The sequence below is a fragment of the Streptomyces sp. L500 genome, assembly GCF_054551825.1.
Genome location: NZ_JBTOLC010000019.1, coordinates 100,100 through 121,920, shown reverse-complemented (window position 1 = coordinate 121,920; position 21,821 = coordinate 100,100). Strand labels below are relative to the sequence as shown.

The window sequence follows — 21,821 nt, the reverse complement described above, 5'->3', positions numbered from 1 at the left end:
CGTCACGAATGTATGTCACCACCCGACCGACGGAGCCCGAGACGGGCCTGCTGGGCGCGGCCCGGCGCGTGGAGTGACGCCCGGCTCCACCGGCGCGGGAGCGGTGTCGCCGCCTCCGCGCGGGGAAGCCTTGCCGCACCGAGGGGCGGACGGTGGGGCGGGGGCGGACCTGCCGCGGAGATGCGGATGACGATTAGTCTGTAAGAACGTACGCACGCACTGGAGAACCCGACGCCGGTCCTGTCCTGCGACAGATGGGGAAATCCGGGCGGTCGGGGCGACAGTAACGGTCGGCCCCGCCAGCTGAGTCCACCGAATCCATGGGCAGCCGACCACACCAGCAGGAGGCATTGTGAGCAGCGATCGGGACGAGATCCGAGCGGCCGGGAAGACAGCCGGCGAGGACCGGCCCGACGCCGAGCACCGGCCGGGATTCGAACACGAGCCCGAGCACACGGGTGAGTTCACCATCGACTACACGCCGCCCGCGTGGTACACGCAGGGCGCGCCGGCGGCGCCGGTCGCTCCGAGTGCGCCGGTCGCTCCGGCCGCGCCGAGCACTCCGATTGCGCCGAGTGCGCCGGTCGCGCCCGTTCCGTCCGCTTCGGGCAGCGGGAGCGACGAGGTGCGGGCCGCGACGGCTCCGGCGTCCACGCCCGCACCTGCACAGGCACCGGCACCTGCGCCCGCACCCGCCGAGGCTCCGGCGTCCGCCTGGACCCCGCCTCCCGCGCCCCATGCCTCCCTCCCGCCGCTGCCGCCCAACTTCCCGCCGGCGGCCCAGCAGACCCCTCCCCCGGCCGCCTGGCCACCGCCCCCGCAGGCGCCGTACCCCGCCGTGCCCGGCCACGGGATGCCGCACCCCGAGGCGGACGCGCCGGCCGCGCCGCCGCAGGACGCCGCCCGCGCCGAGGCCCCGGCGGACGCCCCGGCGGCGGAGAGCGCCGCGCCCGCCGACGAGCAGCCCGCGCCGTCCGGCGCCCCGACCGGCCCTGACAGCACGTCGGCCGCCGCTCCGACCGGTGACGGCGCCCCCGCCGCCCCCGCCACCCCGAGCGCGCCCACCGGACTCGACAGCGCGCCGGCCACGCCTCCGGCCGATGACGGCACCTCTTCCGCCGTCCCCGCGCCGACCGGCCTCGACGTCGCGCCCGCCGCCGCTCCGACCGTCGATGGCGCCCCTGCCTTCCCGGACGCACCGGCCTTCCCTGCCGTCCCCGGCATGCCGAGCGCGCCCGCCGCCCCGACGGGCGACGGCACCCCTGACGTCCCCGCCGCCCCCGCCGTCCCGGGCACTCCGCCCGCGCCGACGGGCCTCGACGCCTCGTCCGCCGTCGCCCCGACCAGTGACGGCGCCCCGGCCGTCCCTGGCGCCCCCAGCGCGTCGAGCGCTCCCGGCGCCCCTGCCGTGCCCGGCGCCCCCAGTGCCCCCGCGCCCTGGGGCGCGCCCGCCGCGCCCGCCCCGCACGGGGCGCCGGGAGTGCCGCCCGCGCCCGTGGCGGAGGGGCCCGGCGTGGCCCTGCCGCAGCCGGTGCCGGGCATGCCCGGCATGCCGGGTGCGTCCGCACCGCCCGGGATGCCCGTTCCCAACGCGGCTCCGCCGCAGGGCGGTTACGGCTACCCGCGTCCCGAGGCGGCGCCCGTGCCGCCGTCGTACGACGGATACGGCTACCCCCGTCCCGACGGCGCGGCCATGCCGCCCGCGCCCGCCCCCCAGGCCGGCTACGGCTACCCGCAGCCGCCCGCGCCCGCGGAGCCCAACGGGTACCCCGGCGCGCTCCCGCCCGCCGCCGCGCCCGGCGGCGCACCCGGGGCGTACGCACAACCCGGCGCGCCCATGCCCGGCGCCCTCCCGCCGGCCATGGACCCGGCGGCGCACCCGGGCGCGTACCCCGCCCAGGCCCCCGTCCAAGCCCCTGGTCAGGCCCCCGGCCAGCCCGGTGTCCCCGAGGCCCCCCTCGACCCCCGGGCCGGTGGCTGGCCGACCGTGACGCCGGAGCAGCGGCAGCGGTCCGTGCACGGCGCTCCGCTCGGTTTCACGGCGGCGGTCGAGCTGTCCTCGGAGCGGCTGCTGAAGGCGAAGCAGAAGCCGAAGAAGCAGAACCCGGCGGCCCGCTTCAAGTTCGGCGCCAAGAAGGAGGAGGCCGAGCGGCAGCGCAAGCTGGAGCTGATCCGTACGCCCGTCCTGTCCTGCTACCGCATCGCCGTCATCAGCCTCAAGGGCGGCGTCGGCAAGACGACGACCACCACCGCCCTCGGGGCGACGCTGGCCACCGAGCGCCAGGACAAGATCCTCGCGATCGACGCCAACCCCGACGCCGGTACGCTCGGCCGCCGGGTGCGCCGGGAGACGGGCGCGACCATCCGCGACCTCGTCCAGGCCATCCCGCACCTCAACAGCTACATGGACATCCGCCGTTACACGTCCCAGGCGCCCTCCGGACTGGAGATCATCGCCAATGACGTGGACCCGGCCGTCTCCACGACCTTCAACGACGAGGACTACCGGCGCGCCATAGACGTGCTGGGCAAGCAGTACCCGATCATCCTCACCGACTCGGGCACCGGCCTCCTCTACAGCGCCATGCGCGGGGTCCTCGACCTCGCCGACCAGCTGATCATCATCTCCACGCCGTCCGTGGACGGCGCGAGCAGCGCCAGCACCACCCTCGACTGGCTCGCCGCGCACGGCTACGGCGAGCTGGTGTCGCGGAGCATCACCGTGATCTCCGGGGTCCGGGAGACCGGCAAGATGATCAAGGTCGAGGACATCGTGTCGCACTTCGAGACGCGCTGCCGGGGCGTCGTGGTCGTGCCGTTCGACGAGCACCTGGCCACCGGCGCCGAGGTCGACCTGGAGATGATGCGGCCGAAGACGCGGGAGGCGTACTTCCACCTCTCCGCCATGGTCGCCGAGGACTTCGTCCGCGCCCAGCAGCAACAGGGCCTGTACGCGGCGCCCCACCAGGCCCCGCCGATGCCGGGCGGCTACGCTCCCCAGCCCGCGCCCGAGGCGCAGTACAACCCCTACGGGCAGGGCATGCCCCAGGCCCAGCCGGGGAGCCCGTACGCCCAGCCCCAGCAGCAGCCTCACCCGCAGCCGCAGCCGCCCCAGCAGGACGGCTGGGCCCTGCCGCCGCAGCAGTAAGCGCTGACACAGCGCAGGGCCCCGGGCACGAGGTACGTGCCCGGGGCCCTGCGCTGTCTCGTGTCCCGGCTAGCCCGCGACGACCGCGGCCTCGTGCGCGGCGACCAGGTCGCGCGCCTGCTTCACGTCCTCGGCCATGCGGTCCAGCAGCGCGTCGATGGACGCGAACTTCTCCATGCCGCGCAGATACGCGAGGAAGTCCACGGCCGCGTGCATCCCGTACAGGTCGAGGCCGACGCGGTCGATGGCGTAGGCCTCGACCGTCCGCTCGGTCGCGTCGAACTGCACGTTCGTGCCGACCGAGATGGCGGCGGGCATGGCCTCGCCGTCGACGGTCAGCCAGCCCGCGTACACGCCGTCGGCCGGGATCGCGGTGTGCGGCAGCGTCTCCACGTTGGCCGTGGGGAAGCCGAGCTCGCGACCGCGCTGGGCCCCGCGCACGACGACGCCCTCCACGCGGTGCGGCCGGCCGAGGATCTCCATGGCGCCCGCCACGTCGCCCTCGGCGACCAGGCGCCGGGTCAGCGTCGAGGAGAACGGCAGCCCGCCGCCCGCCTCGCCCGAGACGTGGAGGTCGATGACCTCGACGTCGAAGTCGTAGGTGCCGCCGAGCTCCTGGAGGAAGTCGACGTTGCCCGCCGCGCGGTGGCCGAAGCGGAAGTTGGGGCCCTCGACGACGAGCTTGGCGTGCAGCTTGTCGACCAGCACCTTGACCACGAACTCGGCGGGCGACAGCTTCGAGAACTCCGCCGTGAACGGCAGGACCAGCACCGCGTCCACGCCCAGCTCGGCGATCAGCTCCGCGCGCCGGTGGTGGGGCGCCAGCAGCGGCGGGTGGCTGCCGGGGCGCACGACCTCGCTGGGGTGCGGGTCGAAGGTGACCACGACCGAGGGAACGCCCAGCGTCCTCGCCCGCTCCACCGCACGACCGATGATCAACTGGTGCCCGCGGTGCACGCCGTCGTACGAGCCGATGGTGACGACGCTGCGCCCCCAGTCCTGGGGGATGTCCTCCAAGCCACGCCAGCGCTGCACTGTCCCCGCTCCTCGCCCGAACCCGAACCTTTGTCTGTCTGATGACGCAGGTCTAAGAGTGCCATGCCGGTTGGCGGCGTCCCGCATCGGCCGGTGCGGTGCCGGTCACGTCGGCTGGGTGCGTGGGATCCGACGCGCCCCCCTGACCCCCTCCACCCCCCTTCTCACGCCCCGCGGTCAGGCGGATACGGGCGCTCGGGCCCACGACCACGGCCCATTGGGCCGGCGCGGATTTCAGCCAACCGCGAACCTGGCCGCCGAAGACCGGGATCTCCCGGGCGAGCTGGGTCAGTCTCCGGTCGAAGCAGGCGGCGCCCTCGGGCGTGCGGGCCATCAGCAGGCCGGTGCGGTGCACGAGGTCGCGCGTGCGGGCCTCGGTGCGCTCGGCCGCGCCCGCGGCCACCGCGCGCAGCAGGGTGTCGAGGACGGTGGCGTCGCGCTCGTACGGCCCGTACTCCTCGCGCTCCATCAGCACCTCGAGCAGCTCCTGGCGCAGCGGGCGCGACACGGGCGTGCCGGGGTCGGCGAGCACGGGCGCGAGGGCGCGGCGCACCTGGGGCGTCCCGGTGCGCAGCAGGTCGACGACGAGCGGGAAGAGCACGGAACGGGTGGCGAGGCCGTACTCCAGGCGGCGGTCGACGAATTCGGCGGCGTTGGCCGCGCCCTCGGGGCGGTGGTCGACGTGCTCGCGCACCAGCGTGGTGATCCGGCGGGCCAGGGTGGCGGGGGCGGAGATCCCGGCGAGGGTGCGCAGCACGGCCGCGGGCCGCTCCCCCGGCTCGTACAGGCGCGCCCGGAAGACGTCGAGCACCTGGTCGGGATGGGTGTCGAGGGCGGGGGCGAGCAGGTCGGGCGGGAGGTCGGGGTCGCCCGTGGCGAAGGCCGCCAGGGCCTGCGGGAGGTGCTTGGCGCGGGTCTCGGGGTCGCGGACGAGCAGGGCGAGCGCGGTGCCGTGGAGGGTGCCCTCGTCGGGCCGCTCCAGGAGGGCGAGCGCGGCGTAGCGCAGCAGCTGCCGGTCGGCGGACGTGACGACGTGCGGGGCGGTGCGCAGCGCGTACGCGGCGGCGGCGACGTGGCGTTCGACGCGGTCGTCGTGGGCCCAGCGGTCGACGGCCCGGCACAGCGCGGACGGCTCGTCCTCGGCCAGGGCGGCCAGCAGTTCGTCGGCCCGGGGGTGGGCGGCCTCCACCAGCGCCTCGGTCAGGTCGTCCACGGCCCGGCGGCGGTGGGTGTGGAGGAGGGCCTGGGCGGCGGTGGCGACGGTGAGGCGGACCCTGGCCCCGGCGGGGGTGATCTGCAGGGGGCGCTCGTCGGCGAACCAGCGGCACAGCAGGGGCTGCGCGGCGCAGGGGTCGGCGGTGAAGAGGGTGACGACGGCGGTCAGGAACCGGTCGGCGAGCGCCGCGTGGGCGTCGCCGCCGGACGCGCGCCGCCGGGCGGGCGGAGCGGTGCCCGCGCCGTCGCCCTGCCGGACGGGCTCCTCCGGCTCCGTCCTCGCCTCGGGGGCGACGGGCTCGGCCGTCTCGACCATCTCGGCCGTCTCGACGGGCCCGTCGGCGCCGTCGGCGCCGTCGGGCTCCTGCGCGTCGGCGGAACGGGTCCGGGCCCACGCGTCCGACCATCCCTCGCTGTACGGCACCCCGGACTCATGAGGCTCGTGGGACTCGTGGGGGTCATAGGGCTCGTGAGGTTCGACGGATTCCGGACGGGCGGAGGTGTAGGAGATGACACGCTCGTCCTCCGGGACAGCCTTCCGGGGCCGCCCCAGCACCGGGGAGCGCCCGGTGCCGTTCCGCGCCTCCTCCGCGCCCCTCCCCTGGCCGGGGACGCGTCCGGCCCGGCCGCCCCAGGGGGCGCGCGCGGTAGCGCCCGCGCCCTGCGCCGCGCCGCCACGGCCCCGGGCACCGGAGGCGCGGTCTCCCAGCCCGTCGGCCCAGTCGGACGCCTCCGGCTCGCCCCCGCCGCTCCCCGCGGCGTGCCACGCGGCACCGGCACAGGCCGCCGCCGGCCCCCCGCCCCGGCTCCCCGACCGGGACGACGCCCCGGCGCCCCGGGGCGCTCCCGCCTCTTCGGCGGCCCGAGCCGCGTCCGTCCCCCCGTACGTACCGTCGTGCGCACCGCCGTCCGAAGCGCCGGCGCCTCGGCCTGCGGCACCGGCCGCCGCGGCCGCCGCCGCCGACGTCCCACGACCCCTGCCCGACGTCGCCGGGCCGCCCTGCGCCGGGACCCGCCGGGCCCCACCGGCCTCCTGGGCCCCGTTCGCGCCTCTCCGGTGGGCACCGGATCCGGGAGCGGCGTCCCCGGCCGCGCCACCCGAGGCGCGCGCCCCCGCGCCACCCGCGCCCCCCGCTCCGGCCCGGGCCTCACCGCGCCCGTGCCCGCGCCCGCCGGAAGCGCGCGCCCCCTCCGCGTCCCCGTGCGACTGCGTCGGCACCGACGCCCGCGCCGGCCCGGCCGTCTGATCGTCCACCGACCCGGCCGCCGACCCGGCCCCCGATCCATCCGCCGAGCCGGCCGTCAGACCCTCCGCCGACGGGGAAGCCGACAACGCCGCCGCCTCCTGGGTCGCTCCCGGAGGCGGCCCGTCGGCCGGGATCAGGACGCGGAGGAGCTCCAGGCGGTCGGCCAGGCCGAGCGGCAGCCGGAGCCAGAACCAGGGGCCGAACTCCGCGAGGCCGCCCAGCGTGCGTCCGGCCTCGCTGTCGAAACCGCCGACGGCCAGGGAACGGGCCGTGACGCGCTCGGCGAGGAGGCGGAGCACGCCCAGGTACGGCGTGGCGTCGGGGACGCGCAGCAGGGTCTCGCCGAGGAGGTGGGCGGCCCACCAGGCGGGGTCGCCGAGGCGGCGCCCGGCGCCCTCCTCCTTGGCCTCGGCCTCCGCCGCCCGCTGGGAGAGGGTCTCGACGGCGTGGACGAGGGCGCTGAGGCGGCGGGAGAGCTCCGTCGGGCCCGAGCGCCGGGCGAGCAGGAGCATGGCCGCCAGGACGGGCCCGATCCGGTGGCGCGGGACCGGCAGCGGGCGCGGCGGCTCGGCCGGGCCCCCGCCGCGTTTGCGGCGGCCCTTCGCGCCGCCGCGGGCGGCGCCGGAGCCGGGCGGCGGCGGCACATGGCCGCCCGGTGTGGGCAGCGGGCCCTTGCCGCCCGTGCGGGAGGGCAGCCGCACAGCGGCCTCGGCGGGCGGGCCCGCCGGCTCGTACCAGCGGTGGACCAGCGCGTAGAGCGCGGCGTCGAGGTCCAGGTGGGAGCCCTGCACCCAGTCGGCGAACTCCTCGTGGGCGAAGCGGTAGCCGGAGCCGGCCGGGACGAGCAGGCCCTCCGTGAGGACGGCGGAGGCCCAGCCCGTGCGCCAGGGGAACAGCTCCTCGAACGCCTCCCGCTCCAGCTCCCCCTGCCCCGGTCCGAGGCAGCGCCGGGCGGCCTCGTGGACCTGCCCGGCCACCCGGGCCGCGAGCCGGCGGACGGCGGGGCCGCGCAGCGGCGGGCGGCGGGACGCGGCGAGGCGCACGGCGATGCGCAGGCAGATCAGGTCCAGATAGGCGGAGAACACGCCCCACCGGTCGGGGGCGGCCTCCCCCGTGCCGCCGGCGCCGACCGTCCCGTCGGGCAGCGCCGCGCGGACCTCGGCGAGCAGCCGCAGGGCGAGGGGGTGGGCGGCGTCGGCGGGGTCGACGGCGCCCGGCGGGATGCCGTAGGAGGCGCGGACCTCGGCGGCCTGCGCGGGGGTGAGCCCGGGCAGCCGGGAGCAGGGCGGCAGGGCCCGGGGGCCCGAGGGCGGGGGCAGGGCGCAGGGGCCACCGCCCGGGCGGTGGAGGACGCCGGGCGGGAAGAGGGCGCCTGCGGTCTCCCAGTGCTCGGGGCGGCAGGCGACGATCAGCCGGGAGGAGGTCTCCTCCAGCCAGCGGACCGTCGCGGTGGTCCAGGCGGGCAGGGCGTGGGCGAGGACGGGCGGCATCTCCTCGGGCCCGTCCAGGAGGACGAGCAGGGGGTGCCCGACCCGGCGGGCGAGCCCGGCGACGGCCTCGGGCGTGGCGGCGGCGGTGTCCCCGATGGTGCCGGCGGGGCCCGCCGAGGCGGTGACGATGCGCCCGGCGGCCTTGAGGGCCCGGGCGATCGCGTCCCGGAGGCTCTCGTCGCCCACGCGCAGGTCCGCGCCGCGCAGCCAGAGGGTGGGCGCGGGCTGGGCGCCGCGCGCCCGGCGGCCGGCGAGCGCGCCGAGCTCGGTGGTCCGGCCCGTGCCGGGGTCGCCCACGAGGCCGAGCACCAGGGCGTGGCTCTCCGCGCCGGGCTCGCCGTCGAGGAAGCGGGCGAACTCCCGCTCGGTCTCCGGGCGCTCCACGGGGTCGCGCCAGACGCGGGGGGTGACGACCGAGCCCAGGGCGGTGGCGGTGAGCTGGAGGGCGCCGGCCAGGTTGAGGTCGGGGCCGAAGGCGGGGACGGTGGCGGAGTTGCGGTCGAGGAGCTCCGCGAGCGCCCCGCCGGGGCAGGACGCCGCGGCGGCCCGCAGCGGGATGGCGAATCCGGCGGCCCGGCGCTCGGCCTGGAGCGCGGTACCGAGGACGGCGACGACCGCCCCCGTGCGGGCGTCGAAGACGGGCCCTCCGGTGGCCTCCTCGCCGAGCCGCAGCCCGGCGCGGCCGGACAGGGACAGCTCCAGCGCGGCGCCGAGGAGGTGGAAGCGGTCGGTGGCGGTGTAGGTGACCGGGACGTCACCGATGATCCGCGCGTCGTGCCAGCGCCCGGCACGCAGCCGGACGTCGTTGCCGCCCTCGAAGCTCACGGCCGCGGCGACCGGCAGCGGCGGGACGCACAGGCCCTCGGTGCGCACGAGCGCCAGGTCGTACTCGGGCAGCGGCGTGACGTTCTCCGCGCCGACGACGCAGGTCAGATCGCCCGAGGCGTGGAGCACCAGCCGCGCCAGGCCGTCGACGGCCTCATGGCTGGTGATCAGGGTGCCGCGGTCGTCGGCGAGGAATCCCGTGCCGCGTTCGCGCCCTGCGAGGTCGCGAATGCGTACGAGCGAATCCTCGGCATCGGTCCGCCGACCGTTCATCTCCGTCGAACCTCCCCGGCGTGCTTGGTCCTCACGACGGTAGGCAGCGGATGATCGGCGAAACCAGATCACATCCTGAACGCGCCCCCTTCCACCCCCCTGGTTCACTCCGAGCGCCTGCCCGTTGGGGTGAATCACCCGTCTCGGATGGATAGAGACCAGTGGGAGGGGGATCGTGGGGCGGGGAAGGCGTCGGGACGACGCGCTCCCCGCCCCACGGTGGTGTCCGTAGGGGACGGGCTCGCTAGGCGAAGACCGCCAGGCTCTTGGCCCGGCCGCCCTGGTTCTCCACGAGCACGAGGAAGCGGCCGTCGGGTCCGAAGACGGCGATCGGGCCGGTGGTGTCGAACAGCGGCACCTTGATCCGGACGCCGTTGCCCAGCAGCCGGGCCTGCTCCTCGTTCACGTCCCAGCGCTGGAACGCGGCGGACGCGGCCTCGGCGACGGGCATCACGGTCAGCTCCTCCTGGAGCTGATCGAGCGTGCGGGCGTCGCCGATCCCGTAGGGGCCGACGCGGGTGCGCCGCAGTGCCGTGAGGTGGCCGCCGACGCCCGTGTCGGCGCCCAGGTCACGGGCGAGCGCCCGGACGTAGGTGCCGGAGGAGCAGACGACGGACACCAGCAGGTCCTGCACCGGGGTGCCGTCCTCGGCCTGCGCCGGGATCACGGCGTGGAGGGTGAACGACGAGACGGTCACCGGCCGGGCGGGGATCTCGAAGTCCTCGCCCTCGCGCGCCCGCTTGTACGAGCGCACGCCGTCTATCTTGATCGCGCTGACCTTGGACGGGACCTGCATGATCGCGCCGGTGAGCTTGGCGATGCCCGCGTCGATGGCCTCCCGGGTGACCCCGGAGGCGTCGGTGGTGGAGGTGATCTCCCCCTCCGCGTCGTCGGTCACCGTGTTCTGCCCGAGGCGGATGGTGGCCACGTACTCCTTCTCGGTCAGCGCGAGGTGACCGAGGAGCTTGGTGGCCCGCTCGACGCCGAGGACGAGCACACCGGTCGCCATCGGGTCGAGCGTCCCCGCGTGGCCGACGCGCCGGGTGCGGGCGATGCCCCGCATCTTGGCGACGACGTCGTGCGAGGTGAAGCCGGCCGGCTTGTCGACGATGATCAAGCCGTCCGGACCGCTGTACTTCTCCTTCATCAGGCGCCGGCGCCCTTTTCGTCGCCCTCTTCCTCGTCCGGCTTGCGGTACGGGTCCGCGTCACCGGCGTAGGTGGCGCCCGAGGACGCCTGGCGCACCTGGGCGTCCGAGGCGCGCGCCTTGTCGAGGAGGTCCTCGATGGTCCGGGCGGTGTCCGGGAGGGCGTCCGCGACGAAGGTCAGCGTCGGCGTGAACTTGGTGCCCGCGGCCCGGCCGACCTCGGAGCGCAGGATGCCCTTGGCGCTCTCCAGTCCGGCCGCCGCGCTGGCACGCTCCTCGTCGTCGCCGTAGACCGTGTAGAAGACCGTAGCCTCCCGCAGGTCACCGGTGACCCGGGTGTCCGTGATGGTCACGTGCGAGCCGAGCCGCGGGTCCTTGATTCCGCGCTGCAGCTTCTGGGCGATGACCTCGCGGATGAGGTCCGCCAGCCTCTTCGCCCGCGCGTTGTCGGCCACTGGTCCGTCTCCTTCTCGTCTTCCTGCATTGTGCTCTCGGCGCCGCCGACGCGCTCAGTCGTCGTGCTCGCCGTGGAACCGCCGCCGTACCGACAGCAGCTCCACTTCGGGCCGTGCGGCGACCATGCGCTCGCAGCGGTCCAGTAGGTCCGTGAGGTGCCCCGGGTCCCCCGAGACCGCCGCCACACCGATGGTGGCCCTGCGGTGGAGGTCCTGGTCGCCGACCTCCGCCACGCTCACCGCGTACTTGCGGTGGAGCTCGGCGACGATCGGGCGGACGACGGAGCGCTTCTCCTTCAGCGACCGGACGTCACCGAGGAGGATGTCGAAGGACAGAGTCCCTACATACATATGGTGCGGGTGAAGCCCACCCGGGAGGCGTGAGGTGTTCCCGTACACGGTGTACGGACTCTTCGAACCGTACACGCAACGGCCGGGGCCGATCGACGGAAATATTTTCCGCCGACCGGCCCCGGTGGACGCTGTTGCGATCAGCCGCGCGGCTTCTCGCGCATCTCGTACGTCGCGATGACGTCGTCGACCTTGATGTCGTTGAAGTTTCCGAGGTTGATACCACCCTCGAAGCCTTCGCGGATCTCGGTGACGTCGTCCTTGAAGCGACGCAGACCGACGATGTTGAGCTCCTCCGCGATGACCTTGCCGTCGCGGATGAGGCGCGCCTTGGTGTTGCGCTTGACCTCGCCGGAGCGGATGAGAACACCCGCGATGTTGCCCAGCTTGGACGAGCGGAAGATCTCGCGGATCTCCGCCGTACCGAGCTCGACCTCTTCGTACTCCGGCTTCAGCATGCCCTTGAGGGCCGCCTCGATCTCCTCGATCGCCTGGTAGATGACCGAGTAGTACCGGACGTCGACGCCCTCGCGCTCGGCCATCTGCGTGGCACGGCCCTCTGCGCGGACGTTGAAGCCGATGACGATCGCGTCGGAGCCGGACGCCAGGTTGATGTCGGACTCGGTGACCGCACCCACGCCGCGGTGCAGCACGCGGATGTCGACCTCCTCGCCCACATCGAGCTGGAGCAGCGAGGACTCGAGAGCCTCGACCGAACCGGACGCGTCGCCCTTGATGATGAGGTTGAGCTGCTGGATCTCGCCGGCCTTGAGCACCTTGTCGAGGTCCTCGAGGGACACCCGGCGGGTGCGCTTGGCGAAGGCGGCGTTGCGCTCGCGCGCCGCGCGCTTCTCGGCGATCTGGCGGGCCGTACGGTCCTCGTCGACGACGAGGAAGTTGTCGCCGGCGCCCGGGACGTTGGTCAGACCCAGGACGAGGACCGGGGTCGACGGACCCGCCTCGTCCACGTTCTGGCCCTTGTCGTCGAGCATCGCGCGGACACGACCGTAGGCGTCACCGGCGACCATCGTGTCGCCGACGCGGAGGGTACCGCGCTGGACGAGGACGGTGGCCACGGCGCCGCGACCGCGGTCGAGGTGGGCCTCGATCGCGATGCCCTGCGCGTCCTGCTCCGCGTTGGCGCGCAGGTCGAGCGCGGCGTCGGCGGTGAGGACGACGGCCTCGAGCAGCTTGTCGATGTTCAGACCCTGCTTGGCGGAGATGTCGACGAACATCGTGTCGCCGCCGTACTCCTCGGCCACCAGACCGAACTCGGTCAGCTGACCGCGGACCTTGGTCGGGTCGGCGCCCTCGACGTCGATCTTGTTGACCGCGACCACGATCGGCACGTCGGCCGCCTTGGCGTGGTTCAGGGCCTCGATCGTCTGCGGCATGACACCGTCGTTGGCCGCCACCACGAGGATCGCGATGTCGGTCGACTTCGCACCACGGGCACGCATGGCGGTGAACGCCTCGTGACCCGGGGTGTCGATGAAGGTGATCTTGCGCTCTTCGTCGTTGACCTCGGTCGCGACCTGGTAGGCACCGATGTGCTGGGTGATGCCACCGGCCTCGCCCGCGACCACGTTGGTCTTGCGGATCGCGTCGAGGAGTCGGGTCTTACCGTGGTCGACGTGACCCATGACGGTCACGACCGGCGGACGCGCGACGAGCATCTCCTCGCCGCCCTCGTTCTCACCGAACTCGATGTCGAACGACTCGAGGAGCTCACGGTCCTCCTCCTCGGGGCTGACGATCTGAACCGTGTAGTTCATCTCGCCGCCGAGGAGCTGCAGCGTCTCGTCGGAGACGGACTGCGTGGCCGTGACCATCTCGCCGAGGTTCATCATCACGGCGACGAGCGACGCCGGGTTGGCGCCGATCTTCTCCGCGAAGTCGGTGAGGGAGGCACCACGCGACAGGCGAATGGTGTCGCCGTTGCCGCGCGGCAGCATCACGCCGCCCACGGACGGGGCCTGCATGGCCTCGTACTCCTGGCGACGCTGACGCTTGGACTTGCGGCCACGACGGGCCGGACCACCGGGACGGCCGAAGGCGCCCTGCGTGCCACCACGGGCACCCGGACCACCGGGACGACCGCCGAAGCCGCCACCCGGACGACCGCCGAAGCCGCCGCCACCGCCGCCGGGGCCACCGCCACCGGGACGACCGGCGAAGCCGCCGCCGCCACCGGGACGACCGCCGCCGCCGGGACCGGCCGGACGACCGGCGAAGCCGGGACGACCGGCACCGCCGCCGGGACGACCGGCACCGCCGCCGGGACCGCGACCGCCGCCACCGGGACCCGGACGCGGGCCGGCAGCCGGACGCTGCGGCATCATGCCCGGGTTCGGGCGGTTACCGGCCGGAGCGCCACCGGGACGCGGGGCGCCACCGGGAGCCTGCTGCGGACGGGGCATGCCACCAGGGGTGGGACGCGGAGCGCCGCCCTGGGGACGCGGGGCACCGCCGGGACCGCCCTGCGGGCGCGGGGCACCGGGGCCGCCGGCACCCGGACGCGGGGCGCCACCCGGACGGGGGGCCTGCGGACGGGCCATACCGGTGGAGCCACCGGAGGTGAAGGGGTTGTTGCCCGGACGGGGACCGGCCGGACGGGCGCCACCGGGACGCGGGGCACGCTCGCCGGGACCGCCCTGCGGACGCGGGGCGCGCTCGGGACGGCCGCCCTCACGCTGGCCGGCGGGACCACCCGGACGGGCGCCGGGGCGCGGGCCGGGAGCACCGGGACGCGGCGCGGCGGGACGCTCGGACGGCGTGGCCGGGGCCGGCGCGGAGAACTCCGCGGCGGGCACCGGGGTGACCGGCTTGGCCGGGGCGGCCGGGGCCGGCTTGGGGCCCGGACGCGGACCCGGCGTCGGCGCGGAGCCGGCGGCCGGCGTCGCCGAGGCGGGCTTGGGGGCCGCGGCCGGCTTCGGGGCCGGGGCGGCGGGACGGGGGGCCTGCGCACCCGGAGTGGGGGCAGCAGGCTTCGCGGGCGCGGCCTTGCGCGGCGCCGCGGGCTTCGCAGCGGACTTGCCGGCGCTGCCGCCGGGTCCCTGCAATGCGTCAGTCAACTTACGGACGACCGGCGCCTCGATGGTCGAGGACGCCGAACGGACGAATTCACCAAGTTCTTGGAGCTTGGCCATGACGACCTTGCTCTCCACTCCGAACTCCTTGGCGAGTTCGTATACCCGGACCTTAGCCACTTCGCTCCTTCTAGGTCCGGGTGTCCGCCGGACCGTCGCTACTTCATGGGCGTACTCATCGCGTACTCATCGAGTGCTCATCGCAATCTCGACCTACTTCCAACTCGCGAGGTACCTGACGTGGGTCATCCCCGCGTGACCGCGGGGCCGATCTCCTGCTGATCGGTCTGTTCGACATACCGGCGGAGCTCCACCGTGTCGAGCGGCCCCGGGACCTTGAAGGCCCGGGGAAACGCCCGGCGGCGCACCGCCAGATCGAGGCAGACCAGTGTGGGATGCACGGAGGCACCCCGGCCGGGCAGCGTACCGCGAGGGTCGGGGACGCACGATCCCTCGATCATCACGATCCGCAGCAGTTCACCCTTGGCCGCTCGCTCCCGGCACCCCACACAGGTGCGCTCAGGGCATGCGCGGGCATGCGTCCGGCCAGACACTGGTTAAGTCTACCTCCCCGCGCGGACCTCACCCCTTCGGGGCATCGGTCGCGCACGTATGCGTTTCGGCCATGATCTGCTGGTTCAACGGGCCGCGTACCAGCTCCGCCAAGGGCGGAAGCGGCCCGGCACGGTCGTTTTACGGACCATTCCGGGCCGCTCGGGGCGCCATACGCGCGCCCCCCGTCGCTTCAAGGCGCCGGTGCGCGCCTCAGTCGCGCTCGGACGGCTGCTCGGTGTCCGGCCGGATGTCGATCCGCCAGCCGGTCAGCCGGGCCGCGAGCCGGGCGTTCTGCCCCTCCTTGCCGATGGCGAGGGAGAGCTGGTAGTCCGGGACGGTCACCCGGGCGGAGCGGGCGGCGAGGTCGACGACCTCCACCTTGCTCACCCGAGCGGGGGACAGCGCGTGCGCCACCAGCTCGGCCGGGTCGTCCGACCAGTCCACGATGTCGATCTTCTCGCCGTGCAGCTCGGCCATGACCGCGCGGACCCGGCCGCCCATCGGGCCGATGCAGGCGCCCTTGGCGTTGAGTCCGGAGCGGGTCGAGCGCACCGCGATCTTGGTGCGGTGACCGGCCTCGCGGGCGATGGCGGCGATCTCCACCGAGCCGTCCGCGATCTCCGGGACCTCCATGGCGAAGAGCTTCTTCACCAGGTTGGGGTGGGTGCGCGAGAGCGTCACGGACGGGCCGCGGACACCCTTGGCCACGCGGACGACATACGTCCGCAGGCGGGTGCCGTGCTTGTACTCCTCACCCGGGACCTGCTCCTGGACCGGCAGGATGGCTTCCAGCTTGCCGATGTCGACCAGGACGTTCTTGGGGTCCTTGCCCTGCTGCACGACGCCCGCGACGACGTCGCCCTCACGACCGGCGAACTCACCGAAAGTGATCTCGTCCTCGGCGTCGCGCAGACGCTGGAGGATGACCTGCTTCGCGGTGGTCGCGGCGATCCGGCCGAAGCCGGAGGGGGTGTCGTCGAACTCGCGGGGCTCCTCGCCCTCGGCGAGGTCCTGCGGGTCCTCCTTGGCCCAGACCGTCACGTGCCCGGTCGACCGGTCCAGCTCCACGCGGGCGCGGCGGCGGCTTCCCTCGGTGCGGTGGTAGGCGATGAGGAGGGCCGACTCGATCGCCTCGACCAGCAGGTCGAAGGAGATCTCCTTCTCTCGCACCAGACCCCGCAGGGCACTCATGTCGATGTCCACGGCTACGCCTCCTCTTGAATCTCGTCGGATTCGTCTGCTTCTGCCGCGGCGTCGTCGCCCGCGGCCGACTTACGGTTGAACTCGATCTCCACACGCGCCTTCGCGATCTCGGCGAAGGTCAGGCGGCGGGCGGTGGGCTTGCGGCCCTTGACGCCCGGCACCTCCAGGTCGAGCCCCTCGTCGTCCACGGCGACGATCCGCGCGACGAGCTCGCCGCCCTCGACGAGCTGCGCCTTGATCAGCCGGCCCGTGGCCCGGACGTAGTGCCGGTGCCGGCTCAGGGGACGGTCGGCACCCGGAGAGGTGACCTCGAGAACGTAGGGGGCTCCGCCCATCACATCGGTCTCGTCGAGCTTCGCGGAGATGTCGCGGCTCAGGTCCGCGCACGCGTCCAGCTGGACGCCCTCGTCGGAATCGACCACGATGCGCAGCACACGCCGCTTTCCGGCCGGCGTCACCTCGACCTCTTCCAGCTCCAGCTCCCGCGCGCTGACGAGAGGGGCCAGCAGCTCGCGCAGCCGCTCGCTCTGGGTGGTGCTCATCCGGGTGACTCCTCGGCCGCGTGTGCTGTTGTGGGAAAGACGCGTGTCAGGTCAAAGCCTATCTGTTCCGGCAGCCGACTGACGATTCGGTGCCCGGTCCACGGCCGCCGGGTGCCACGCCGGTACGCTCGCGTGCGGCGATCACTCGGGGCCGGACCCCTTTCGAACGCCCGCCCCACCAGGACCCCGACGGGCCGGCACGCCCGGCGCGCCGCACCGAGCCCACCAGGCGGAAAGAGGATCGTGCCGCTCACGACGACGACGCGGGGCGCGAACGGCCCGCGCAGACGCAGGGTACTGGCGGGCGGTGCCGCCGCCCTGCTGGCCGGTGGCGCCGGCGCGCTGCTCTCCGCTTGTTCCTCCGCTTCCTCCGGCGACCCGGACGCCGCCGAACGCTCCCCCGGCGCGGCGCGGCTGAGGGAGCGTGCGGCGCGGGACACCGCCGCGCTGCTGGAGCGGTACGACGCCACGCTCGCCGCGCACACCGCCCTGGCGGGCCGGCTGCGGCCGCTGCGGGCCGAAGTAGCCCGGCACGCCGAGGCATTCGCCGCCCCCGGGCCGAAGTCCCCGTCGGCTTCCGCTTCCGCCTCTGCTTCCCCCTCCGCGTCGCCCGCCGCGCCGGCGGCGCGCGTCGAGGTGCCCGAGGAGGAGAAAGCGGCGCTGGCCGCGCTCGCGGACGCCGAGCGGCGCACCGCCGACGCCCGGACCGCCGCCCTCGGCTCCGCACCGCCCGAGCTCGCCCGGCTCCTCGCCTCGGTGGCGGCGGCGGGCGCGGCACACGCCTATCTGCTGACGGAGGACGGCTCATGACGGCGCCTCGGGCCGGGCGCGCCCGGCGGGAGACGGTGGCCGCGACACAGGCGGCCCAGGCGGCACAAGCGGCGCTCGCGGCCGAGCACGCGGCGGTCTACGGCTACGGGATCGTCGGCGGCCGCGTGGACGACGCGCGGGCGGGCGAGGCCCGTGAGGCCCACGACGCCCACCGGGCCCGCCGGGACGCGATGAGCCGCGCGGTGCGGGCACTGGGCGCCGAGCCGGAGGCGGCCGCCGCCGCGTACGCCCTGCCCTTCCCCGTACCGGACGGGGAGGCGGCGGTGCGGCTCGCGGCGGAGCTGGAGCGGCGACTGACGGCGGTCTACGCCGATCTCGTCCGGGCCGCCACGGGGAGCCTGCGCGCCGAGGCGGCGGCCGGGCTGCGGGAGGCGGCGGTCCGGGCGGTGCGCTGGAGCGGCGGCAGCGTAGCCTTCCCTGGGCTCGCCGATCGGGTCTGATCGGGGGAAAAGGTCCGGTCAGGGACCGCGTCCGGCCCGGAAGAGAAGCCAGGAAAGGGAACGCTCAGGGATGGCCATCACCAACGACCGCCTCGAACCGCCGCAGCGGCTGGTTCGGACCCTGAGCGCGGACCCCGCCGCCGACGAGGCCGCCCGCCGGTGGCTCACGGACCTCCCGGACATCGCCCGGGAGTGGCTGACGCGCTGGGAGCTGACACCCGAACGGGTGCAGTGTCCCGGCGGGCGCACCAGCATGGTCGTCCTCGTCCGGCAGGCCGACGGCACCCCCGCCGCGCTCAAGCTCTGCCCGCCCGGCGGCACGACCGCCGCCGAGCACGCCGCGCTCGCCCACTGGGACGGCCGCTCGGCCGTCCGCCCGCTGCGCGTGGACGCCGAGGGCGGGGCGCTGCTCCTGGAGCGGCTGCACGCCGACGTCAGCCTGCGCTCGCTGGCGGAGCAGAAGGCGCAGCTGGAGGCGGCGGCGACGCTCCAGCGGCTGTGGGTGGCACCGCCCGCCGGGGGGCACCCCCTCCCCACCGTGACCGACCACTCGGCGGCGCTGGCCGAGGCGCTGCGCGCGTGGCGCGAGCTCCCGTGGGCGGCGGACGCCCGGGAGCTGCTCGACGAGGCCGTCGGACTGCGGGACGGCCTGACGGCCGACGCCCCGGCGGAGCCGCCGGTGCTGCTGCACGGCGAGTACCACCAGGGCAACGTCCTGGCCGCCGACCGCGTGCCGTGGCTGGCGATCGCGCCCCGCCCGCTGGTGGGCGAGCGGGCGTACGACCTGGCGTGGCTGGTGCGCGACCGGCTCGACACGCTGCTGGCGGCGCCGGGCGCGGCGGCCGCGGCGCGGCGGCGGGTGACGAAGCTGGCGGATTCCCTGGAGGTCGACGCGGACCGGCTGCGCGGGTGGACGGTGTTCCGGGCGACGGCCGCCGGGATGCGGGAGTTGTCGCTGGGCGCGCGGGGTCAGGGCGAACTCCTCCTGGAGTTCGCGGACTTGCTGTAACACCGCCCCGCCCCGCGCGCGGCTCACTTCAGCAGCGGCAGCGGAGCGCCCATCACCGCGTAAGGGCTCGCCGCGCTCGGACTGTGCCCACCCGGGGGCGACCCCCGGACCCCCGGCCGGTCCGTCGCTACCCCAACAGGGGCAATGGAGCCCCCATCACGGCATACGGGCTCGCCGCGCTCGGGAAGGCCACGTGCCGGGCCAGGTCGCGGTAGCCGAGCTTGCGGTAGAGGGCCCGGGCGGGGCTCTCCTTGTCGATGGCGGAGAGGATGGAGCGGGGCTCCTCCGCGCCGGCCGTGATCGCTGTGATGAGGGTCCGGCCGATCCGCCGGTTCTGGTAGGCGGGGTGGACGTGCAGCTCGGTGATGACGAAGGCGTCGTCCAGCCAGCCGTCCAGTCCGTTGGCGCGCAGATACGGCTCGACGACCGTGGACCACCAGTGCGTCCGGTCGTTGGGCATGCCGTAGACGAAGCCCACCAGCCGGTCCTCGGGGGTGGTGGCGCCCAGGGCGCGGGCGCCGGGGCAGGTGAGGTGCCGGAGCACGATGTGGCGCCGGACGTCGACCTCCTCGGGCGTCAGCCCGAAGGCGAGGGCCTGGACGGCCAGCGCCTCGTCCACCCGGGAGGCCAGGTCGAGCGGGCCGACCACGATGTCATCCATGCCCGGAGGCTACCCGTACGGGGTTACGCCGCTCATCAGAACAGCACGCTCATGAACGCGCCGACTTCCTCGAAGCCCACGCGCCGGTAGGTGGCGCGCGCGGCGGTGTTGTAGTCGTTGACGTAGAGGCTCACCACGGGGGCGACCTCGCGCAGCGCGTAGCCGAGCACGGCGGCCATGCCGGTCACGGAGAGCCCCTTGCCGCGGTGTTCGGGGGCGACCCAGACGCCCTGGATCTGGCAGGCGAGGTCCGTGGCGGCGCCGATCTCGGCCTTGAAGACGACGCGGCCGTTCTCCACGCGGGCGAAGGAGCGCCCGGAGCCGACGAGCTCGGCGACGCGTGCCTGGTAGAGCAGGCCGCCGTCGCCGGCGAGCGGGGAGACGCCGACCTCCTCGGTGAACATGGCCACGCACGCGGGCATGATCGTCTCCATCTCGTCCTTGCGGACGCGGCGGACGAGGGGGTCGGGCGTGATCCCGGCGGGCATGGACCGGGTGACCATGAGCGGCTGGTGGGGGCGGACCTCGCGGGCGGGGCCCCAGTGGGGTTCCAGCAGGCTCCACAGCTCGGTCGTGGCCGGGGCGGGGCCGACGATGGAGGAGCAGCGGCGGCCGGACCGGCGGGCGCGGTCGGCGAAGGCCCGTACGGCCTCGGGGCCGGCGCCGATGGGGACGAGGTTGGCGCCGGCGTAGCAGAGGGACGCGAGGCGGCCGTCCGCGTACCAGCCCCACATCTCGCCGCCGAGCCGCCAGGGGTCGAGGCCGGCGACCTTGACGCGGGCGGCGACGAAGGCGTTGGCCACGGGGTCGCGGTCGAGGACGGTGAGGGCGGCGGCGAGGTCGCCGGGCTCCAGGACCCTGGTGGTGGTCGTCGTCAGCACGTGTCGCAATGCCTCACCGTCGCGGGCACGGGGCCGGGGGAATCAGGTCCTGGCACTGTACCTCCCGGTCCCGCCGCGTACCCGCCATGCCGCCGATATGGCGCCGCCCCGCCCCGCCCGGTGTGCGGGCGGGGCGGGGCGGGAGGCGGGCGGTCAGCCCGCGACGCTGATGGTGGGCTCGCCGGAGGCGACGCCGTCCTTCTCCATCTGCTCGGCGATCTTCATCGCCTCCTCGATGAGGGTCTCCACGATCTTCGACTCGGGGACGGTCTTGATGACCTCGCCCTTGACGAAGATCTGGCCCTTGCCGTTGCCGGAGGCGACGCCGAGGTCGGCCTCGCGGGCCTCGCCGGGGCCGTTGACGACGCAGCCCATGACGGCGACGCGCAGGGGCACCTCCATGCCCTCCAGGCCCGCGGTGACCTCCTCGGCCAGCTTGTAGACGTCGACCTGGGCGCGGCCGCAGGACGGGCAGGAGACGATCTCCAGGCGGCGCTGGCGGAGGTTGAGGGACTCCAGGATCTGGATGCCGACCTTGATCTCCTCGGCCGGCGGGGCGGAGAGGGAGACGCGGATGGTGTCGCCGATGCCCTCGGAGAGCAGGGCGCCGAAGGCGACGGCGGACTTGATCGTGCCCTGGAAGGCCGGGCCGGCCTCGGTGACGCCGAGGTGCAGCGGGTAGTCGCACCGGGCGGCCAGCTGGCGGTAGGCGTTGACCATGACGACCGGGTCGTTGTGCTTGACCGAGATCTTGATGTCGCGGAAGCCGTGCTCCTCGAAGAGGGACGCCTCCCACAGGGCGGACTCGACCAGCGCCTCGGGGGTGGCCTTGCCGTACTTCTGGAGCAGGCGGCGGTCCAGCGAGCCGGCGTTCACGCCGATGCGGATCGGGGTCCCGGCGTCGCCGGCGGCCTTGGCGATCTCCTTGACCTTGTCGTCGAACTGCTTGATGTTGCCGGGGTTGACGCGGACGGCGGCGCAGCCGGCGTCGATGGCGGCGAAGACGTACTTCGGCTGGAAATGGATGTCCGCGATGACCGGGATCTGCGACTTCTTCGCGATGACGGCGAGCGCGTCGGCGTCGTCCTGGGTCGGGCAGGCGACGCGGACGATCTGGCAGCCGGAGGCGGTCAGCTCGGCGATCTGCTGGAGGGTGGCGCCGATGTCGGAGGTGCGGGTCGTCGTCATGGACTGGACCGAGACGGGGGCGTCGCCGCCGACGGCCACGGAGCCGACCTGGATCTTGCGGCTGACCCGGCGGTCGGCGAGCTTGGTCGGAACGGACGGCATTCCAAGCGAAATCGCTGTCATCTGGCGAGCAACCCCAAGTTTTGAATCACGGTCCCGAGATCGGCGGGCTCCGCCTCCGAGATTACGGCACGCGATCCGGTCGGAGCACATCACCGGGGCCCGGGGCGGCGCCC

At 74.8% G+C, this 21,821-nt stretch carries 16 protein-coding genes; 4 read left to right on the top strand and 12 right to left on the bottom strand.

Annotation, left to right across the window (positions count from 1 at the left end; translation table 11 throughout):
• Window positions 1-352: 352 nt before the first annotated feature.
• On the top strand, window positions 353-3,148 hold the full coding sequence (locus ACX9I7_RS19335; RefSeq protein ID WP_459388005.1) for an SCO5717 family growth-regulating ATPase: 2,796 nt from the start codon (window positions 353-355) through the stop codon (window positions 3,146-3,148).
• Window positions 3,149-3,217: 69 nt separating this feature from the next.
• On the opposite strand, the gene ACX9I7_RS19330 is transcribed toward ACX9I7_RS19335, so the two are convergent.
• From ACX9I7_RS19330 to rimP, 9 genes are all read right to left on the bottom strand, one after another.
• Window positions 3,218-4,183 (bottom strand): bifunctional riboflavin kinase/FAD synthetase, encoded by a 966-nt coding sequence (locus tag ACX9I7_RS19330; protein WP_387565545.1) that lies wholly within the window; start codon window positions 4,181-4,183, stop codon window positions 3,218-3,220.
• A gap of 52 nt (window positions 4,184-4,235) precedes the next feature.
• A complete protein-coding gene (locus tag ACX9I7_RS19325) occupies window positions 4,236-9,233 on the bottom strand; it encodes a hypothetical protein (RefSeq protein ID WP_459388004.1) in 4,998 nt (1,665 codons plus the stop codon).
• Window positions 9,234-9,477: 244 nt separating this feature from the next.
• A complete protein-coding gene (gene truB, locus ACX9I7_RS19320) occupies window positions 9,478-10,380 on the bottom strand; it encodes a tRNA pseudouridine(55) synthase TruB (protein WP_189451028.1) in 903 nt (300 codons plus the stop codon).
• Window positions 10,380-10,835 (bottom strand): 30S ribosome-binding factor RbfA, encoded by a 456-nt coding sequence (gene rbfA, locus ACX9I7_RS19315; RefSeq protein WP_387565551.1) that lies wholly within the window; start codon window positions 10,833-10,835, stop codon window positions 10,380-10,382. Before rbfA ends, truB begins: the two co-directional genes overlap by 1 nt.
• A gap of 54 nt (window positions 10,836-10,889) precedes the next feature.
• Window positions 10,890-11,186 (bottom strand): DUF503 domain-containing protein, encoded by a 297-nt coding sequence (locus tag ACX9I7_RS19310; RefSeq protein ID WP_126916345.1) that lies wholly within the window; start codon window positions 11,184-11,186, stop codon window positions 10,890-10,892.
• A 140-nt stretch (window positions 11,187-11,326) separates the two neighbouring features.
• Window positions 11,327-14,395, bottom strand: a complete 3,069-nt coding sequence (gene infB / locus ACX9I7_RS19305) for a translation initiation factor IF-2 (RefSeq protein WP_387565555.1) — start codon at window positions 14,393-14,395, stop codon at window positions 11,327-11,329.
• A gap of 125 nt (window positions 14,396-14,520) precedes the next feature.
• Window positions 14,521-14,829, bottom strand: a complete 309-nt coding sequence (locus ACX9I7_RS19300) for a YlxR family protein (protein WP_189451034.1) — start codon at window positions 14,827-14,829, stop codon at window positions 14,521-14,523.
• A 211-nt stretch (window positions 14,830-15,040) separates the two neighbouring features.
• On the bottom strand, window positions 15,041-16,033 hold the full coding sequence (gene nusA / locus ACX9I7_RS19295; protein WP_189451036.1) for a transcription termination factor NusA: 993 nt from the start codon (window positions 16,031-16,033) through the stop codon (window positions 15,041-15,043).
• 2 nt (window positions 16,034-16,035) lie between these two features.
• The gene (gene rimP / locus ACX9I7_RS19290; RefSeq protein ID WP_387565559.1) at window positions 16,036-16,575 is read right to left on the bottom strand and encodes a ribosome maturation factor RimP; all 540 of its coding nucleotides are present in this window, start codon (window positions 16,573-16,575) and stop codon (window positions 16,036-16,038) included.
• A 243-nt stretch (window positions 16,576-16,818) separates the two neighbouring features.
• Between rimP and ACX9I7_RS19285 the strand changes: the two genes are divergently transcribed.
• From ACX9I7_RS19285 to ACX9I7_RS19275, 3 genes are all read left to right on the top strand, one after another.
• Window positions 16,819-17,385, top strand: a complete 567-nt coding sequence (locus ACX9I7_RS19285; RefSeq protein WP_387565562.1) for a hypothetical protein — start codon at window positions 16,819-16,821, stop codon at window positions 17,383-17,385.
• Entirely contained in the window at window positions 17,382-17,846 is a 465-nt protein-coding gene (locus ACX9I7_RS19280; protein ID WP_387565565.1) for a DUF4439 domain-containing protein, read from the top strand. Before ACX9I7_RS19285 ends, ACX9I7_RS19280 begins: the two co-directional genes overlap by 4 nt.
• 70 nt (window positions 17,847-17,916) lie before the next feature.
• Window positions 17,917-18,855, top strand: coding sequence for an aminoglycoside phosphotransferase family protein (locus ACX9I7_RS19275; protein WP_459388003.1), 939 nt, complete (start codon window positions 17,917-17,919; stop codon window positions 18,853-18,855).
• Between the two features lie 127 nt (window positions 18,856-18,982).
• Here the strand turns inward: ACX9I7_RS19275 and ACX9I7_RS19270 are convergent, their stop codons facing one another.
• From ACX9I7_RS19270 to ispG, 3 genes are all read right to left on the bottom strand, one after another.
• Entirely contained in the window at window positions 18,983-19,516 is a 534-nt protein-coding gene (locus tag ACX9I7_RS19270; RefSeq protein WP_358630451.1) for a GNAT family N-acetyltransferase, read from the bottom strand.
• Between the two features lie 35 nt (window positions 19,517-19,551).
• Window positions 19,552-20,397 (bottom strand): GNAT family N-acetyltransferase, encoded by an 846-nt coding sequence (locus ACX9I7_RS19265; protein ID WP_387565571.1) that lies wholly within the window; start codon window positions 20,395-20,397, stop codon window positions 19,552-19,554.
• 153 nt (window positions 20,398-20,550) lie between these two features.
• Window positions 20,551-21,708, bottom strand: a complete 1,158-nt coding sequence (gene ispG / locus ACX9I7_RS19260) for a flavodoxin-dependent (E)-4-hydroxy-3-methylbut-2-enyl-diphosphate synthase (RefSeq protein WP_459388002.1) — start codon at window positions 21,706-21,708, stop codon at window positions 20,551-20,553.
• Window positions 21,709-21,821: the final 113 nt, after the last annotated feature.

Coding starts and splice junctions, on each gene's coding strand:
- ACX9I7_RS19310 (WP_126916345.1), bottom strand. CDS start 11,186: ATGTATGTAGGGACTCTGTCCTTCGACATCCTCCTCGGTGACGTCCGG.
- truB (WP_189451028.1), bottom strand. CDS start 10,380: ATGAAGGAGAAGTACAGCGGTCCGGACGGCTTGATCATCGTCGACAAG.
- ACX9I7_RS19275 (WP_459388003.1), top strand. CDS start 17,917: ATGGCCATCACCAACGACCGCCTCGAACCGCCGCAGCGGCTGGTTCGG.
- ACX9I7_RS19280 (WP_387565565.1), top strand. CDS start 17,382: ATGACGGCGCCTCGGGCCGGGCGCGCCCGGCGGGAGACGGTGGCCGCG.
- rimP (WP_387565559.1), bottom strand. CDS start 16,575: ATGAGCACCACCCAGAGCGAGCGGCTGCGCGAGCTGCTGGCCCCTCTC.
- ispG (WP_459388002.1), bottom strand. CDS start 21,708: ATGACAGCGATTTCGCTTGGAATGCCGTCCGTTCCGACCAAGCTCGCC.
- ACX9I7_RS19325 (WP_459388004.1), bottom strand. CDS start 9,233: ATGAACGGTCGGCGGACCGATGCCGAGGATTCGCTCGTACGCATTCGC.
- ACX9I7_RS19270 (WP_358630451.1), bottom strand. CDS start 19,516: ATGGATGACATCGTGGTCGGCCCGCTCGACCTGGCCTCCCGGGTGGAC.